Source organism: Ralstonia psammae, from assembly GCF_958405935.1.
Classification (GTDB): Bacteria; Pseudomonadota; Gammaproteobacteria; order Burkholderiales; family Burkholderiaceae; genus Ralstonia; species Ralstonia psammae.
The window spans coordinates 61,436-77,607 of record NZ_CATZBU010000007.1 but is presented as its reverse complement, the minus strand read 5'-3'; the positions used below and the strand labels follow the sequence as shown (position 1 = coordinate 77,607).

Genomic DNA, 16,172 nt, shown 5'->3' with positions numbered 1-16,172 from the left:
CCGATGCATCAGGCGTTCAGTCGCGTCTTGGCCGTGCGGTGCGCGCTCGACAGAATTCCCTGGCGCTGCCAGTCCAGCGCAGTTTCGATTTGCTGCAGATACCGTGCCACGTCGGCACGGGCGGCTTCGGCCTCTTCCAGCGTCACACGCTCGAAGCGCACGCGTGTGCCGAGCGGAATCTGCGCCAGGCGCCATTGGTCGGCCAGGATGACCGAGCCGATCTTCGGGTAGCCGCCGGTGGTTTGCGCATCGGCCATCAGCACAATGGGCTGGCCCGACGGGGGCACCTGAATCACGCCCGGCACCACGCCGTGCGAAAGCAGATCGCCACTGCGCTGCTTCTTGCGCTTGAGTTCCGGCCCCTGCAGGCGAAAGCCCATGCGGTTGCTGTTGGGCGTGAGCGTCCAGTCCGATTCCCAGAACGCGGCTTGCGCATCGGCCACGAAATCGTCGTATTCGGGACCCGGCAGCACGCGCATGACGGGCGTGTCCTTCTGCGCACGGTCGAACGTCCAGCGCGCGGCCTTCACGGCAACGGCACCGCCGCTGATATCGGGTGCGTAGGTTGTATCGGCAGCCAGCACCGACAGCCTGTCGCCGTCCTTCAGCGGGCGCCCTTCGAAGCCGCCAAAGCCGGCTTTCAGATCGGTGCTGCGCGAGCCCATCATCTCCGGCACATCGACGCCGCCGGCCACGCAGAGATACGCACGCACACCGCCCTGCGCCACCCGCAAGGTCAGCGTCTGACCGCGCTGCACCGGAATGGCGCGCCACGCATGCACCGGCGCGCCGTCGAGCGTGGCGCGGCAATCAGCGCCCGTCAGCGCGATCAAGCCGTTGGCCTGGAAGCGCAGCGTGGCATTACCGAGCGTGAACTCAATACCGGCCGCATCGCTACGGTTGCCGACCAGGCGGTTGCCCACATACAGCGACAGCGGATCCAGTGCACCCGACGTACACACGCCAAAGCGGCGGTAGCCCGTGCGGCCCAGGTCTTGCACAGACGCCAGCACGCCGGCACGCACGATCTCGATCATGGGTTGGGGTTTCGGATTCATGCGCGCACCTTCGAGGCAACAAAGCGGATGCGATCTCCGGGCGCCAACAGCGTGGGGGGATTGCGCTGCGGCATGAAGAGCGCCGCGTCAGTGCGGCCAAGCAGTTGCCAGCCACCTGGGGATGCGGCGGGGTAGATACCGGTCTGCTCGCCGCCGATGCCCACTGAGCCGGCTGGCACCGCCATGCGCGGCTCCGCGCGGCGCGGCGTGGCGAGCGACTTGTCGAGCCCGCCCATATAGGCGAAGCCAGGCTGGAAGCCCAGGAAATAGACGATGTATTCGGGCGCGGTGTGACGGCGCACCACTTCGGCCGTGCTCAGGCCGGTGTGTTTGGCGACTTCGCACAGGTCGGGGCCTTCGTCACCGCCATAGGCGACTTCGATGTCGACGAGCTTGCCGTCGGCCACCAGCGCCTGGCTTTCCTCCCAGGCTTCGCGCAGTTGGGTGGCCAATCGCTGCGCATCGGCCATCGGGCCGAACACGAGCGTGAGGTTGTTCATGCCGGGCACCACATCGACCACGCCCGCCCAATTGGACGCGCGCGAGGCCATGGCCCAGATGCGCTGCTGGCAATTCAGGGTGGCCGGTGGCGGCACTTCGCACAACAGCGCCAGTTCGCCCAGCCGGTGAATCGTGCACTGCAACTTAACCCCCGTCTCGTGTGCGCCGTTGGCGGGAAGATCCCGGCAAAACGATGCGCGATTGAAAACGAAAGCGATACGTTAATAAAATGTCGATAAATTCTGTATAAGAAGTAACCCTTAGTCACCCTAGGATCAGGCCGCGGCTGAACGCGGTCCGGCTGCACTCATCATAGGTGGCGGACACGATCAGCGTGACAGGCATGTTATGCCAAAGTCATATGAAAGGATGAAGACGCCTCTAGAACAAGAGGCGTCGATGAAGGCTGGGGAGCGCGCGGATCAGGCGCTGGGTTCTTCGCGCGTGATGCGCAGGCCCAGGACGAGCGCAGCGACGGCGCACACGGCCATCATGCCCAGCAGCGGCAGCGCGGTCTGGCCGATGGCGGCGACCACCGTACCGGTCACCATACCGAGGCCGAATTGCATGGCGCCCATGAGCGCCGAGCCCGTACCCGCACGCGCTCCCTGCCCGGCCATTGCCAGCGCCCCGGTGTTGGGCGAGATGCAGCCGATCGATGCGATGTAACAGAACAGCGCTGCAAGCACGAGCGGCAGCGGCGTAAAACCGGCCGCGGCAGCCGCAGCAGCCAGCACGCTGGTGATGGCCGGCACCCACAGCGCCCGCCGCAGCACGCGCGCCGGCGAATACTTGCGCACCAGCCGCACGTTCACGCGCGAGGCCGCAATCATCCCCGCCGCGTTGCTGCCGAACACCCACGCGTAATGCGACGGCGTCAGTCCATAACCATCGATCAGCACGAACGACGACACGGTGATGTACGCAAACATGCCAGACAGAAACACCGCGCCGCACCACATATAGGCGGCGTAGTGGCGATCGCGCAGCAGCTCCCAGTAGTCGCGCAGCACGTGGCTGACTGCCAGCTTGCGCGCCTGCTCGGGCGCCAACGACTCGCGCATCAGGTAGTGCACCGCCACCAGCGACAACACGCCAAACGCCGTCAACAAGGCAAAGATGACCCGCCACGTTGCGAACTGCAGCACCGCGCCGCCAATCATCGGTGCGAGGATGGGCGCCACACCCATCACCAGCATCAGCGTGGAATAGGCCTGCGCAGCGCCGGCCGGGTCCATGCGATCACGCACGGCAGCGCGTGCGATAACCATGCCCGCGCACCCGCCAAACCCCTGCACGCCGCGCAGTACGGCCAGCATCGCGGCGTCCTTGGCGAAAGCGCAACCGATGGATGCCGCCACGTACATCGCCAAGCCGATATAGAGCGGCGGCTTGCGGCCAAACCGATCGCTGGCCGGGCCGTAGATGAGCTGGCCGATCGCCAGGCTGATCAGGAACACGGTCAGCGTGAGCCCTGCCGCGGCCGATGATGTATTCAGATCGCGCGCAATAGTGGGCAGGCTCGGCAGATACATGTCGACAGACAGCGGGCCGATGGCCGTGAGTGCGCCAAGCAGCAGGAGCCAGCCGGGAATCGGGCCGGGCATGCGGGATCGTGCAGGAGCGGGAGCAGTCATGAAGGGAGAACGGGACGCGGCGGCAGACGTAAGCCCCCGCGCCGAAGCAAACCGAGAACTGTAGCGCAAAGCGGCGAGCCACGCGCGCGCACTGGTCAGGTGCAAGACGGCCTGCGCGCCCCACCCAAGGGCTGTGCGTGCCACCTGCATACGTCGGCATGACAAGCTGGCCCCCGCAATAGGCCACGATCAGGCCGGCACGGGATTTGCACTCTGACACCCCTCGTATGAGACAGTCGCAAGCCGGCCGAAATCGCCGTTTGGCGCGGTGCCGAACGATATAATTCCCGGTTGATGGCAAGCATCACCCCACCGTGATGATTGCTGCGATGCGTCGGCGCGAATCTGCGTCGGCACTGCCTGCTGTGAAGTGTCGTCAACACCCAAAATGAGACCGCCTCCGCTGCGTACCCGCACGGTGAGCGGCACGGAAACCACGAGCCAACCTGTTGTGACACAACTCCCACCGCGCCTGTCTCTGACAGGCATGACCAAGCGCTACCCGAGCGTGGTCGCCAACGACGGCGTGAGCCTGACCGTCGCGCCGGGCGAGATCCATGCCGTGCTGGGCGAAAACGGCGCCGGCAAGTCGACGCTGATGAAGATCATCTTTGGCGCCGTGCAGCCCGACGCCGGCGAGATGCTGCTCGACGGCCAGCGCGTCGAGATTGCCAATCCGCACCAGGCGCGCGCACTGGGCATCGCCATGGTGTTCCAGCACTTCTCGCTGTTCGACACGCTCACGGTAGCCGAGAACATCCTGCTCGGCCTACCCGCTGGCACTGACCTGGGCGACGTTGCCGAACAGGTGCGCACCACCGGCGAAAAGTACGGCCTGCCGCTGGAGCCGCATCGCCATGTGCATACGCTTTCCGTGGGCGAGCGCCAGCGCGTGGAAATCGTGCGCGCGCTGCTCACCAAGCCGCGCCTGCTGATTCTTGACGAGCCGACCTCGGTGTTGACGCCGCAAGCCGTCGAGAAGCTCTTCGTCACGCTGCGCAAGTTGGCAGCAGAAGGCACCAGCATTCTCTACATCAGCCATAAGCTCGACGAGATCCAGGCGCTGTGCCACACCGCCACGGTGATGCGCATGGGCAAGGTTACGGGCGTGTGCGACCCGCGCCAGGAAACGGCCGCGTCGCTCTCGCGCATGATGATTGGCGGCGAGCCTCCGCGTGAATTGCGCCCGCAGACCACGCCGGGCGAGGTGCGCATGGAAGTGGCCGGCCTGTCGCTGCCCAAGGCACACGCCTTTGCGACGGAGCTGCGCGACATCGCCCTGCAATTGCGCAGCGGCGAGATCGTCGGCATTGCGGGCGTGTCAGGCAACGGGCAGCAGGAACTGCTGGCGGCCCTGTCCGGCGAAGACACCCGCGCCCCGGCGCAGACCATCAGCATCGGCAACGAGCCGGTCGCCAAGCTGGACCCGCGTGCGCGCCGCAAGCGCGGGCTGTCGTTCGTGCCGGAAGAGCGCCTGGGGCGCGGCGCCGTGCCATCGCTGTCGCTGGCCGCCAACACGCTGTTGACGCACCAGCGTGCGCCGCAGGTGCGTGGCGGGCTGATCGACAAGAAAGCGGCCGCCAAGCTGGCCACCGGCATCATCAGCCGATTTGGCGTGAAGGCCGGCGGCCCGGATGCGCTGGCCAAAAGCCTGTCGGGCGGCAACCTGCAGAAATTCATCGTCGGCCGCGAAATCGAATGCGCGCCGCGCGTGCTCATCGTCGCGCAACCCACCTGGGGCGTGGACGTGGGCGCGGCGGCGCAGATCCACAACGAAATCCTCGCGCTCAAGGCCGGGGGCTGCGCCATCCTGATCGTGTCGGAAGAACTCGACGAACTCTTCGCGCTGTGCGATCGCCTGCACGTGATCGCAAACGGGCGCCTCTCCCCGTCCACCCCCACACATGCCACCGACCGCGAACAGATCGGCCTCTGGATGAGCGGCATGTGGGACAAAGCCCCCGCTTCGGCGGCGGCAACCTCGGAGGTGGCCCATGGCTGACGTCATGCATGGCAGCCGCCTGGCGCTGCCGATCTCGCTGGAGCTGCGCGCGATTCCGTCGCGCACCATGGCCTACGCCTCGCCGTTGATCGCGCTGGTGCTGACGATGGTGTTCGGCCTGCTGCTGTTTGCGCTGCTGGGCAAGGACCCGGTAGCGGGCCTGCGCGTGTTCCTTGTCGAGCCGCTGGTCAGCAAACGCGCGATGGGTGAAGTGCTGCTCAAGACCGTGCCGCTGGTGCTGTGCGCGCTGGGCTTGTCAGTGTGCTACCGCGCCAACGTGTGGAATATCGGCGCAGAGGGGCAGCTCATCGTGGGCGGCATCTTTGCGGCGGCCACGATCATTTACTTCGACACGCCGACGCCCGCCATCCCCGGCGGCTTTGCGTTGGTGCTGGCCGTCGTCGCCGGCCTGATCGGCGGCGCGCTGTGGGCCGCAATCACTGCGCTGCTGCGCGATCGCTTTCATGCCAACGAGATCCTCGTCTCGCTCATGCTCACGTACATCGCGCAGTTGCTGCTGCTGTACGTCGTCAACGGGCCGTTGAAGGACCCGAATGGCATGAACTTCCCGCAGTCGATCGTGTTCGACAGTGCATTCGTGCTGCCAACGCTCGTGGCAGGCACGCGTCTGCATGTCGGCTTTCTGTTCATGCTGGTGATGACGGCGGCAATGACACTGTTCGTCTTCCGCAGCTTTGCGGGCTATCGCCTGCAGGTCGGCGGCCTCGCGCCACAGGCGGCACGCTATGCGGGCTTCTCGTCGCGTGCGGCGCTGTGGACGGCGTTGCTGGTGTCCGGCGGCCTGGCGGGCATTGCCGGCGCCTTTGAGGTCGCGGGCCCGATCGGGCAACTGCTGCCGTCCATTTCGCCTGGCTACGGCTTTGCCGCCATCGTGGTGGCGTTCGTCGGGCGCCTGAATCCGGTGGGCACCGTGCTGGGCGCGATCGTGATGTCGCTGTTCTATATCGGCGGAGAACTTGCGCAATCGCGCCTGGGGCTGCCGTCGGCCATTACCGGAGTGTTCCAGGGCATGCTGCTGTTCTTCCTGCTGGCCTGTGACACGCTCATCGACTACCGCCTGCGCTGGCGCGCGCACCACTGATATGGAAAGTCTCGCTCCCCTGATCGCCGCGTCGATCAACGCAGGTACCCCGCTGTTGCTGGCCGCCCTGGGCCTCTTGATGAACGAGCGCTCCGGCGTGCTCAACCTCGGCGCCGAAGGAATGATGCTGGTGGCCGCCGTGGTCGGCTTCATGGTCGGCTACCAGACGCAGATTCCGCTGCTGGGTTTTGCTGCTGGCGCGATCGCCGGCATGGTGATGGCGGCCCTCTTCGCCTGGCTGGCGCTGGTGCTCGTCACCAACCAAGTCGCCACGGGCCTCGCCTTGTCGATCTTCGGCACCGGGCTGTCTGCCTTCATGGGGCAGCGCTTTGTCGGCATGTCGCTGCCGGCGCAGGCGCACGGCATCCCTGGGTTGGAATCGATTCCGTTTGTGGGCCCCGCCTTCTTCGCGCACCACTGGATGGTCTATTTCAGCCTGCTGCTGTGCGGCGCGATTGCGTGGTTCCTGTTCAAGACACGCGCCGGCCTCACACTGCGTGCGGTCGGTGAATCGCCGGAGTCGGCTCACGCGCTGGGCTACCCGGTACGCACCATCCGCTTTGGTGCGCTGCTGTTTGGCGGTGCGTGCTGTGGGCTGGCGGGTGCGTACCTGTCGCTGGTCTACACGCCGATGTGGGTCGAAAACATGGTGGCCGGCCGCGGCTGGATTGCCCTCGCGCTGACGACCTTTGCCACCTGGCGCCCGCTGCGCATCCTGTTCGGTGCGTTGCTGTTCGGTGGCGTGACGATCCTGCAATTCCACCTGCAGGGCATGGGCGTATCGGTGCCGTCGCAGATTCTGTCGATGGCGCCGTTTGCGGCCACCATCGTCGTGCTGGCCATCATCTCGCGCAATCCGGATTGGATCCGCCTGAACATGCCCGCGTCGCTCGGCAAGCCGTTCCGCCCGGGGGCAGCCTAAACTGCGGCCTAAGCCTTCTGCATTCCCGTTTTTGCTTCAATACAGTCAACGAACCACACAACAGGAGAAATCGATGAACGTTACCCGCAGGATCACGCTGGCCGCCCTGGCCGCCGGCGCTGCCCTGACCCTCTGGGGTTGCGGCAAGTCCAACGACACCGCGGCCGGCAACGCCGCGCCGGCTGCATCGTCGGCTCCCGCCGCTGCCGCACCGGCGCCGGCCAATGAGCCGCTGAAGATCGCGTTCGTCTACGTCGGCCCCGTGGGCGACGCGGGCTGGACTCACGCCCACGACGACGGCCGCAAGGAAGTCGAAGCCAAGTTCGGCGATAAGGTGAAGACCAGCTTCGTCGAAAGCGTGCCCGAAAGCGCTGCGGATGCTGAGCGCGTGTTCCGCGACCTGGCCACGCAAGGCAACAAGGTCATCTTCGGCACGAGCTTTGGTTTCATGGAATCGATGCTCAAGGTCGCCAAGGAATTCCCGGACGTGAAGTTCGAACACGCCACCGGCTTCAAGACCGCTGACAACCTCGGCCAGTACGACGTGCGCACGTATGAGGGCGCGTACCTGGCGGGCGTGGTGGCCGGCAAGATGAGCAAGTCGGGCAAGCTGGGCGTGGTGGGTTCGGTGCCCATCCCTGAGGTGATCCGCAACATCGATTCGTTCACCCTCGGCGCGCGCAGCGTCAACCCGAAGGCCACCACCCGCGTGGTGTGGGTCAACAAGTGGTTCGATCCGGGCAAGGAACGCGAAGCTGCGACGACGCTCATCGGCCAAGGTGTCGACGTGCTGATGCAGAACACCGACTCCGCCGCCGTGGTGCAGACCGCGCAAGAGAAAGGCGTCTATGCGATCGGCTGGGACAGCGACATGACCAAGTTTGGCGAGAAGGCCCACCTGGCTGCCTCGATCAACAAATGGGGCGTGTACTACACCAAGGTCATCGGCGACGTGCTTGAGAACAAGTGGAAGCCGGAAACCGTGTGGTGGGGCCTGAAGGAAGGTGCAATCGATCTGGGCGCGTACAACGCCGTGGTGCCGGAAGACGTGAAGGCACTGGTCGACACCCGCAAGAAGGGCATCATCGACGGCTCGGCACCGATCTGGAAGGGGCCGCTGAAGGACAACACCGGCAAGGAAGTCCTGCCCGCCGACAAGGTCGCCGACGACGGCTTCCTGCACGGCATCAAGTTCTACGTCGAAGGCGTGGAAGGCAAGATCCCGGGTTAAGTTTTACCCGTTGCAGCAAAAAGCCGGCACCTCGCCAGAGGGCCGGCTTTTTTCATGGACGACGGGGCCACATCTTGAAAACCGGGCCGTTTCCCCAAGCTGATACGATGATCCGCCGGTCTAAGGTTCTCATGTGACGCCGGCTTTTCATCAAGGAGCCCACGATGTTCGGACGACTCTTCCGCCTGTGGAGCGTGGTGCGCAACGACGTGCGCCTGCTGTGGTTTGCCCTGCGCCATCCGGACAAGCCGTGGTGGCTCATCCCGGCTGCACTGCTGCTGGTGGGGTATGTGGTCTCGCCGGTCGACCTGATTCCGGATGTCATCCCGGTGATCGGCTGGGTGGATGACATTGTGCTGGTCCCGTTCGCGCTGCACATGTTGCTGCGCGCCTTGCCCGACCGTGTGCGCGAAGATGTGCGCTTTGCCGCCGCCCGGCGGGTGAAGCCCACCGGGCGCTAACTTCCCGTCTTATGGCAAGAGGATCGTCGACCCGGTCGTCTTGCGTCCTTCCAGATCGCGGTGCGCCTGCGCCGCGTTTAGCAGTTCGTAGCGCTGGTGAATTTCGATCTTCACCTTGCCGCTGCTCACCACATCAAACAACTCTGCCGCCATCGGCTCCAGCAGCTCGCGCCGCGCCGTGTAGGTCATCAGCGTCGGCCGCGTGATCTTGAGCGAGCCTTTTGCGCTCAGCACACTAAGATCAAACGGCGGCACCGGGCCCGATGCGTTGCCGTAGGTGACCATCATCCCGCGCGGCGCAAGGCAATCCAGCGAACCGGTGAAGGTGTCCTTGCCAATGCCGTCGTAGACCGCCGGCACGCCCTTGCCGCCGGTGATTTCGCGCACGCGCTCGGTAAAGTTCTCACGCGTATAGACGATGGTGTGATCGCAACCGTGCGCACGGGCCAGTTCGGCCTTGGCATCACTGCCAACGGTGCCGATCACCGTGGCGCCCAGCGCCTTGAGCCACTGGCACGCGATCAAACCCACACCCCCAGCGGCGGCGTGAAACAACACCGTATCGCCCGGCTGCACGCGATAGCTGTCGCGGATGAGGTACTGCGCGGTCATGCCCTGCAGCATCATCGCTGCGCCGGTTTCAAAGTCGATCGCATCCGGCAAGCGCACCAGAATGTCGGCCGGCATGGTGCGCACCGCCGCGTAGGCACCGGTCGGGCGGCCGGCATAGGCCACGCGGTCGCCCGGCTTGACGTGCGTCACGCCCTGGCCCACGGCTTCCACCACACCCGACGCTTCCATGCCGATACCGCCCGGCAGCGGCTGCGGATACAGCCCCGTGCGGAAGTACACGTCGATGTAGTTCAGACCGATGGCATGCTGCTTGACCGTCGCCTCGCCGGGGCCGGGCGCGGGCACTTCGACATCGACGAGCCTCATCACTTCTGGGCCGCCGGTCTCAAAGATGCGAATGGCTTTCGCTTGTGTCATGCGTGGATCTCCTTCGGGTCAGGCGCCACCCGTTGCAGGGCAGACATCACCAGATCGGCGGTTGCCAGGTTGGTGGCGCAAGGAATGTTGTGGACGTCGCAGGCACGGACCAGCGCGTTGATGTCGGGTTCGTGCGGCTGCGGCGTCATCGGGTCGCGCAGGAAGATAACGGCGTCGACGCGGCCTTCGGCCAACTGCGCGCCGATCTGGAGGTCGCCGCCCCACGGGCCGGACAGCATGCGCTGCACGGTCAGGCCGACTTCCTTTTCCAGCCGGCCGCCGGTGGTGCCGGTCGCCAGCAGGTCGCATTGCGACAGGAAGGCCTGGTGCGTTTGTGCAAAAGCGACCATGTCGTCTTTTTTGTGGTCGTGCGCGATCAGGGCGACGCGGCGTTTGCGGGCTGCGCTTTCGGGCGTAAGGGTGGTCATGGTGATTGGTTTAGAAGGTGCCAGGGAAGCTGCCGCCATCCAGCAGGATGTTTTGCGCATTCAGGTAGCCAGCGTGCTGGCTGCACAGAAAGGCACACACGGCGCCAAATTCGGCCGGTTGGCCGAAGCGTCGCGCCGGATTGCCCTGCCGCTTGCGGTCGAAATTCTCTTCTGCGCTGATGCCGGCGGCTTTGGCGCCCGCTTCCAGCGTCTTGGTCAGGCGGTCGGTCTCGAACTGGCCGGGCAGCAGATTGTTGACGGTCACGCCATGCTTGGCGACTTCACGCGCCAGGCCGGCCACGAAGCCGGTCAGGCCGGAGCGCGCGCCGTTGGACAAGCCCAGCACGTCGATCGGGGCCTTTACCGCACCGCTGGTGATATTGACGATGCGGCCCCAACGGCGCTCGATCATCTTGTCGACGGTGGCCTTGATGAGGTCGATGGGCGTGAGCATATTGGCGTTGAGCGCGGCATTCCACGCATCGCGGTCCCAATCGCGGAAGTTGCCCGGCGGCGGGCCGCCCGCGTTGTTGACGAGAATGTCGGGCGAGCCGCCCAGGCGCTCGCACGCGAGCAGCGCTTCGGCGCGGCCTTCCGGCGTGGTGATGTCGGTGGCCACGGCCTCCACGTGCACGCCGTGCGCCGTGCGAATGCGCTCGGCGGCTGCCGACAACGCTTCGGCCCCGCGCGCGACGATCACCACGTCCACGCCCTCGGCGGCCAGCGCGTCGGCGCACGCAAAGCCCAATCCCTTGCTTGCGCCGCACACCAGTGCACGCTTGCCTTTCAGCCCCAAGTCCATCCTGTCTGACTCCTCGTGATTGTTATTTCGATTGGCTGCCAGTCAGCCGCGACGGCGTGACAGCAGCGCCATACCGGCCAGCACCAGCGCACTGCCGGCGATCTGCCACACCGTGATCGGCTCGCCCAGCAGCCACCAGCCCAGCAAAAGCGTCGACACCGGCCCGATCATGCCGGCCTGCGACGCCACCGGCGCACCCACGCGCGCCACCGCCATCATCGTCATCGTGACCGGCGCCACCGTGCAGAACACCGAGTTGATGGCCGACAGCCCATACACCTGCCAGGGCAACACCAGTGCCGACATCGGCCGCAGCACCAGAAACTGGACGATGCAGGCCGCGGTCGACACGCACATCGCATAGGCAACCAGCCGCATCGAACCCACACGCTTGACCAGCTCACCGCTGGCCAGCAGATAGATACCGTAGCTGATGGCGCTGGCGAGCACCAACCCGCCGCCCAGCCACACGTTATGACCGCCCAGGTTCAGGTCGTGCGCGAACACCAGCACGATGCCGGCATAGGCCAGCGCCAGTGACACCCACTGCAAGCCGGTAATGCGCCGCTTGAATACTGTGGACGTGATCAACAGCACGAACGACGGCGTCAGAAACAGAATCAGCCGCTCCAGCCCTGCCGTGATGTATTGCAGGCCGAGAAAGTCGAGAAAGCTGGAGAGGTAATAGCCGATCAGCCCCAAGCCGACGATGCGCCAGCGGTCTGCGCGGGCCAGGGGCTGCGCACGGCGCGACTGCCACCACCCCATTGCCATGAACAGCGGTGCGGCCAGCAGCATGCGCAGGGTGATGACCATGACGGCATCCACCTGATAGCGGTACATCAGCTTGGCGACGATGGCCTTGGCAGAAAACAGCACGGCGCCCATAGAGGCAAGCAGCAGGCCGCCGGTGTCGGTGGTTCTTGCGGGGGGAGTGGAAGACGCAGAAGACGCGGTGGTCACAGCGGAGCGCGAGCGGGGTGCGGGCGGTGATGGAGGGCGTCGTCGATTGTATTGGAATTCAACAAAACGTTCCGGCGCGGGGTGCCTTGCACGTGGCACAGGTTTCGCTTGGGCACGCCTCGACCGCCGTACAATCGCGCCTGCATTCCGAACATCTACAACGACAACGGATTCCACATCGACATGAGCCAAACCACCTCTTCCGTGTTCTCCGCGGAGGCGGCCGGGGCACCCGACCCGACCCTCTGGAACGAAGACCTCAACCCCACCCCGCCCGCCGCCCGCACCTGGACGGCCACCAACTACGCCGCGCTGTGGGTGTCGATGGTGGTATCGGTGCCGGCCTACATGCTGGCCTCGGGCCTGATGAGCGAGGGCATGAACTGGTGGCAGGCGGTGCTGACGGTGTTCCTGGGCAACCTGATCGTGCTCGTGCCGATGGTGCTGGTGGGCCACGCGGGTACCAAGTACGGCATCCCTTTTCCTGTGTTGGTGCGGGCGTCGTTCGGTGTACGCGGCGCGCAGTTGCCGGCCATCCTGCGGGCCATCGTGGCATGCGGCTGGTTCGGCATCCAGACGTGGCTGGGCAGCCAGGCGATCTACACGATCCTCAACGTCGTCACCGACAACATGCTGGTGGGCAGCAACATTCCGGGGCTCGGCATCAACCCGGGCCAGGGCTTCTGCTTCCTGCTGTTCTGGGCGCTGCACATCTGGCTGATCACCAAGGGGCTCGAATCGATCAAGCGCTTCCAGGCGCTGGCCACCCCGCTGCTGATCCTGGCAGCACTCGGCCTGGTCTGGTGGGCGTATATCAATGCGGGCGGCTTTGGACCGATGCTGTCGGCGCCGTCGGCGTTTTCGGCGGGCGGCAAGCGCGCCGGCGAGTTTTGGGGCTTCTTCTGGCCATCGCTCACCGCGATGGTCGGCTACTGGGCCACGCTGGCGCTGAACATTCCCGACTTCACCCGCTTCGCGCGCAGCCAGCGGGATCAGCTCGTCGGGCAAGCGATCGGCCTGCCGCTGCCGATGGGGCTGCTGGCCCTGGTGGCCGTGCTCGTTACGTCGTCCACGGTGGTCATCTACGGCCAGGCTATCTGGGACCCGGTCACGCTGGCCGGCAAGATGACCGGCCCATCGGTCATCGTCGCGCTGCTGGCGCTCATCACCGCCACGCTGATGACGAACATCGCCGCCAACGTGGTCTCGCCGGCGTATGACTTCTCGAACCTGGCGCCGCACCGCATCTCGTTCCGCATCGGCGGCTACATCACGGCGGGCATCGGCCTGGCGATGATGCCGTGGAAGATCCTGGAAACGACCAAGGGCTACATCTTCACGTGGCTGGTCGGTTACGGCGCGCTGCTGGGGCCGGTAGCCGGCATCATGATGGTCGACTACTTCCTGGTGCGACGCACCGTGCTCAAGACCGGCGAGCTGTTCCGGGTGGACGGCCCCTACGGTTACGGCAACGGCTGGAACGGCCGTGCCATCGTCGCGCTCGTCATCGGCGTGCTGCCCAATCTGCCGGGCTTCTTCAAACAGGCCGGGTTCGTCGCCAGCGTGCCGGGCGTGTTCGAGGCGCTGTACACCTACGCATGGTTCGTGGGCCTCGCGATTTCGGCCGTGGTGTATGTGATCCTGATGCGCGGGCGTCGTTGAGCGCTTCCAAAATCGACACGGGGCGCGCCGGTACAATGCGCCCCATCTGAGAATCCCTTGCCGCCATGAAACAAGATCCGCGCTTTCCGAACCTGTTCATCCTCAATCACCCGCTGATCCAGCACAAGCTCACGCACATGCGCGACAAGGACACGTCCACGCGCACGTTCCGCGAGCTGCTGCGCGAGATCACACTGCTGATGGGCTACGAAATCACGCGCAACCTGCCTCTGACCAGCCGCCACATCGACACGCCCATGGGCCCGATGGAAGCGCCCGTCATTGCCGGCCGCAAGCTGGCCGTGGTGCCGGTGCTGCGCGCGGGCGTGGGCATGAGCGACGGGCTGGTGGAACTGATTCCGTCGGCGCGCATCGGCCACATCGGTGTGTACCGTGATGAGCAGCACCGTCCGGTGGAGTACCTGGTGCGCCTGCCCGACCTGGAGGACCGCACCTTCATCCTGTGCGATCCGATGGTCGCCACCGGCTACTCGGCCGTACACGCTGTCGACGTGATGAAGAAGCGCGGCGTGCCCGACGCGAACATCCTCTTCCTGGCACTCGTGGCCGCACCGGAAGGCGTAGAAGTGTTCCAGCAGGCGCATCCGGACGTGAAGCTGTTCGTGGCCTCGCTCGATTCGCACCTGGACGAAAACGCCTACATCATCCCGGGCCTGGGCGATGCGGGCGACCGCCTGTTTGGCACCAAGAACTGATTGCGCCACGTGTTGAGCACATGAAAACAGCCGGCATTGCCGGCTGTTTTCTTTGGTGCATCGGACGCGCTCAGCGCTTCTTCGATCCGCCCAGAATGCTGCCCAGCACGCCGCGCACGATTTCGCGCCCGACGGTTGAACCGATGGTGCGCATCGTCGACTTGGCCAACGTTTCGACGATCGAATCGCCACGGCCGCTGCGGCCCGTCCCCTTGGTCAGGATCGAACCGACATCGCCAAGCCAGCCGCCGCTCTCCTGTTGCGCTGGCACGGGGGCTGAACCGGTCGACGCCCCGAAATCCGTGCCGATGGAACCCGGTGCCGGCGCAGATGCCGCCCCACCCTTCGCCACACGGCCGGACAGGATCTCGTACGCCGATTCGCGGTCGATTGCCGTGTCATAGCGGCCGGCCACCAGGGAATTGGTGATCAACTCGCGGCGCTCGTCGTCCGAGATCGGCCCAATGCGCGATGCGGGCGGGACGACAAACGCACGCTGCGTGATCTCCGGGCGGCCGCCTTCGTCCAGCATGGAGATCAGCGCCTCGCCCACGGCCAGTTCGCCAATGGCCTCTTCGATGCTGAATTCCGGATTCGCGCGCATTGTGGTGGCCGCTGCCTTCACGGCCTTCTGATCGCGCGGCGTGAAGGCCCGCAGCGCGTGCTGCACGCGGTTGCCAAGCTGGCCGAGCACCGTGTCGGGCACATCGGCGGGGTTCTGCGTGACGAAGTACACGCCCACGCCCTTGGAGCGGATCAGCCGCACCACCTGCTCCACCTTCTGCAGCAGCGACGGCGGCGCGTCGTTGAACAGCAGGTGCGCCTCGTCAAAAAAGAAGGCGAGCTTGGGCTTATCCACGTCGCCCACCTCCGGCAGATGCTCGAACAACTCAGAGAGCATCCACAGGAGGAACGTCGCGTACAACTTGGGCGCGTTGAGCAACTTGTCGGCCGCGAGGATGTTGATCACACCCTGGCCGCGCACGGTCTGCATCAGATCGTTGATGTCGAGCATCGGCTCGCCGAAGAACTGGTCGGCGCCCTGCTCTTCCAGCGCGATCAGGTTGCGCTGGATGGCCCCGATGCTGGCCGACGAGATGTTCCCGTACTTGTTCGTGTAGTCCGACGAATGCTCGCCAACGTGCTGCAACATTGCGCGCAGATCTTTCGTGTCGAGCAGGGCGAGCCCCGAGTCGTCCGCAATCTTGAAGACAAGATTCAGCACGCCGGTCTGGATGTCGTTCAGCTCCAGCATGCGCGAGAGCATCAGCGGGCCCATGTCGGACACGGTGGCGCGCACGGGATGGCCACGCTCGCCGTACACATCCCACAGCGTCACAGGGCAGCCGGCCCATTGCGGCTCTTCCAAGCCCCGTTCCTGCAGGCGGGCCTTGAGCTTGTCGTTGGACTGGCCGGCTTGCGAAATGCCGGTCAGATCACCTTTCACGTCAGCCAGGAACACCGGCACGCCAATCTTCGACAGGCCCTGCGCGATTGTTTGCAGGGTGACGGTCTTGCCGGTGCCGGTGGCGCCGGTAATCAAGCCATGCCGGTTGGCGAGCTGGGGCAGCAGCACCAACTCCGCTTTGGCGTTCTTGGCAATCAGAATGGGATCGGTCATGGCGTTTGGACGAGGATCAATCGGGGGGATAACACGCCAGCGAGTCGACCGGATGGACGGGGCGGCGGGCGTGTGC

General features: G+C 65.4%; 15 protein-coding genes. 7 read left to right on the top strand and 8 right to left on the bottom strand.

What is annotated here, in order from left to right:
• Positions 1–8 precede the first annotated feature (8 nt).
• From R2N16_RS15615 to R2N16_RS15605, 3 genes are all read right to left on the bottom strand, one after another.
• On the bottom strand, positions 9–1,058 hold the full coding sequence (locus R2N16_RS15615) for a 5-oxoprolinase subunit C family protein (RefSeq protein WP_316666653.1): 1,050 nt from the start codon (positions 1,056–1,058) through the stop codon (positions 9–11).
• Complete coding sequence (gene pxpB, locus R2N16_RS15610; RefSeq protein WP_316666652.1) at positions 1,055–1,702, bottom strand: 5-oxoprolinase subunit PxpB; 648 nt, start codon at positions 1,700–1,702, stop codon at positions 1,055–1,057. The genes R2N16_RS15615 and pxpB overlap by 4 nt, the downstream gene beginning before the upstream one ends.
• A 279-nt stretch (positions 1,703–1,981) precedes the next feature.
• The gene (locus R2N16_RS15605) at positions 1,982–3,196 is read right to left on the bottom strand and encodes a multidrug effflux MFS transporter (protein ID WP_316666651.1); all 1,215 of its coding nucleotides are present in this window, start codon (positions 3,194–3,196) and stop codon (positions 1,982–1,984) included.
• Positions 3,197–3,683: 487 nt separating this feature from the next.
• Here R2N16_RS15605 and R2N16_RS15600 point away from each other — a divergent pair, with 487 nt between their 5' ends.
• The 5 genes from R2N16_RS15600 (at position 3,684) to R2N16_RS15580 (ending at position 8,914) form a co-directional block, all read left to right on the top strand.
• The gene (locus R2N16_RS15600; protein WP_316666777.1) at positions 3,684–5,198 is read left to right on the top strand and encodes an ABC transporter ATP-binding protein; all 1,515 of its coding nucleotides are present in this window, start codon (positions 3,684–3,686) and stop codon (positions 5,196–5,198) included.
• On the top strand, positions 5,191–6,300 hold the full coding sequence (locus R2N16_RS15595; RefSeq protein WP_316666650.1) for an ABC transporter permease: 1,110 nt from the start codon (positions 5,191–5,193) through the stop codon (positions 6,298–6,300). The genes R2N16_RS15600 and R2N16_RS15595 overlap by 8 nt, the downstream gene beginning before the upstream one ends.
• Position 6,301: 1 nt before the next feature.
• Positions 6,302–7,222 carry an ABC transporter permease gene (locus R2N16_RS15590; protein ID WP_316666649.1) on the top strand — a complete coding sequence of 307 codons (921 nt, stop codon included), beginning with the start codon at positions 6,302–6,304 and terminating at the stop codon, positions 7,220–7,222.
• A gap of 73 nt (positions 7,223–7,295) precedes the next feature.
• Positions 7,296–8,453, top strand: a complete 1,158-nt coding sequence (locus R2N16_RS15585; RefSeq protein WP_316666648.1) for a BMP family ABC transporter substrate-binding protein — start codon at positions 7,296–7,298, stop codon at positions 8,451–8,453.
• Between the two features lie 164 nt (positions 8,454–8,617).
• Positions 8,618–8,914, top strand: coding sequence for a YkvA family protein (locus R2N16_RS15580; protein ID WP_316666647.1), 297 nt, complete (start codon positions 8,618–8,620; stop codon positions 8,912–8,914).
• Between the two features lie 9 nt (positions 8,915–8,923).
• Here R2N16_RS15580 and R2N16_RS15575 read toward each other — a convergent pair whose 3' ends face one another.
• The 4 genes from R2N16_RS15575 to R2N16_RS15560 are packed head-to-tail and all read right to left on the bottom strand — an operon-like array spanning position 8,924 to position 12,097.
• Positions 8,924–9,904 carry a quinone oxidoreductase family protein gene (locus R2N16_RS15575; RefSeq protein ID WP_316666646.1) on the bottom strand — a complete coding sequence of 327 codons (981 nt, stop codon included), beginning with the start codon at positions 9,902–9,904 and terminating at the stop codon, positions 8,924–8,926.
• Positions 9,901–10,332, bottom strand: a complete 432-nt coding sequence (locus R2N16_RS15570; RefSeq protein ID WP_092969383.1) for a methylglyoxal synthase — start codon at positions 10,330–10,332, stop codon at positions 9,901–9,903. Before R2N16_RS15570 ends, R2N16_RS15575 begins: the two co-directional genes overlap by 4 nt.
• A gap of 10 nt (positions 10,333–10,342) precedes the next feature.
• The gene (locus R2N16_RS15565) at positions 10,343–11,134 is read right to left on the bottom strand and encodes an SDR family oxidoreductase (protein ID WP_316666645.1); all 792 of its coding nucleotides are present in this window, start codon (positions 11,132–11,134) and stop codon (positions 10,343–10,345) included.
• A gap of 42 nt (positions 11,135–11,176) precedes the next feature.
• Positions 11,177–12,097, bottom strand: coding sequence for a DMT family transporter (locus R2N16_RS15560; protein ID WP_316666644.1), 921 nt, complete (start codon positions 12,095–12,097; stop codon positions 11,177–11,179).
• Between the two features lie 183 nt (positions 12,098–12,280).
• On the opposite strand from R2N16_RS15560, the gene R2N16_RS15555 reads away from it, so the two are divergent.
• Positions 12,281–13,759, top strand: a complete 1,479-nt coding sequence (locus R2N16_RS15555; protein WP_316666643.1) for an NCS1 family nucleobase:cation symporter-1 — start codon at positions 12,281–12,283, stop codon at positions 13,757–13,759.
• 65 nt (positions 13,760–13,824) lie between these two features.
• A complete protein-coding gene (upp, locus tag R2N16_RS15550; RefSeq protein ID WP_316666642.1) occupies positions 13,825–14,475 on the top strand; it encodes a uracil phosphoribosyltransferase in 651 nt (216 codons plus the stop codon).
• A gap of 70 nt (positions 14,476–14,545) precedes the next feature.
• Here the strand turns inward: upp and R2N16_RS15545 are convergent, their stop codons facing one another.
• Complete coding sequence (locus R2N16_RS15545) at positions 14,546–16,096, bottom strand: helicase HerA-like C-terminal domain-containing protein (protein ID WP_316666641.1); 1,551 nt, start codon at positions 16,094–16,096, stop codon at positions 14,546–14,548.
• Positions 16,097–16,172: the final 76 nt, after the last annotated feature.

Coding starts and splice junctions, on each gene's coding strand:
- R2N16_RS15615 (WP_316666653.1), bottom strand. CDS start 1,058: ATGAATCCGAAACCCCAACCCATGATCGAGATCGTGCGTGCCGGCGTG.
- R2N16_RS15605 (WP_316666651.1), bottom strand. CDS start 3,196: ATGACTGCTCCCGCTCCTGCACGATCCCGCATGCCCGGCCCGATTCCC.
- R2N16_RS15600 (WP_316666777.1), top strand. CDS start 3,684: ATGACCAAGCGCTACCCGAGCGTGGTCGCCAACGACGGCGTGAGCCTG.
- R2N16_RS15595 (WP_316666650.1), top strand. CDS start 5,191: ATGGCTGACGTCATGCATGGCAGCCGCCTGGCGCTGCCGATCTCGCTG.
- R2N16_RS15590 (WP_316666649.1), top strand. CDS start 6,302: ATGGAAAGTCTCGCTCCCCTGATCGCCGCGTCGATCAACGCAGGTACC.
- R2N16_RS15585 (WP_316666648.1), top strand. CDS start 7,296: ATGAACGTTACCCGCAGGATCACGCTGGCCGCCCTGGCCGCCGGCGCT.
- R2N16_RS15580 (WP_316666647.1), top strand. CDS start 8,618: ATGTTCGGACGACTCTTCCGCCTGTGGAGCGTGGTGCGCAACGACGTG.
- R2N16_RS15575 (WP_316666646.1), bottom strand. CDS start 9,904: ATGACACAAGCGAAAGCCATTCGCATCTTTGAGACCGGCGGCCCAGAA.
- R2N16_RS15570 (WP_092969383.1), bottom strand. CDS start 10,332: ATGACCACCCTTACGCCCGAAAGCGCAGCCCGCAAACGCCGCGTCGCC.
- R2N16_RS15565 (WP_316666645.1), bottom strand. CDS start 11,134: ATGGACTTGGGGCTGAAAGGCAAGCGTGCACTGGTGTGCGGCGCAAGC.
- R2N16_RS15555 (WP_316666643.1), top strand. CDS start 12,281: ATGAGCCAAACCACCTCTTCCGTGTTCTCCGCGGAGGCGGCCGGGGCA.
- upp (WP_316666642.1), top strand. CDS start 13,825: ATGAAACAAGATCCGCGCTTTCCGAACCTGTTCATCCTCAATCACCCG.
- R2N16_RS15545 (WP_316666641.1), bottom strand. CDS start 16,096: ATGACCGATCCCATTCTGATTGCCAAGAACGCCAAAGCGGAGTTGGTG.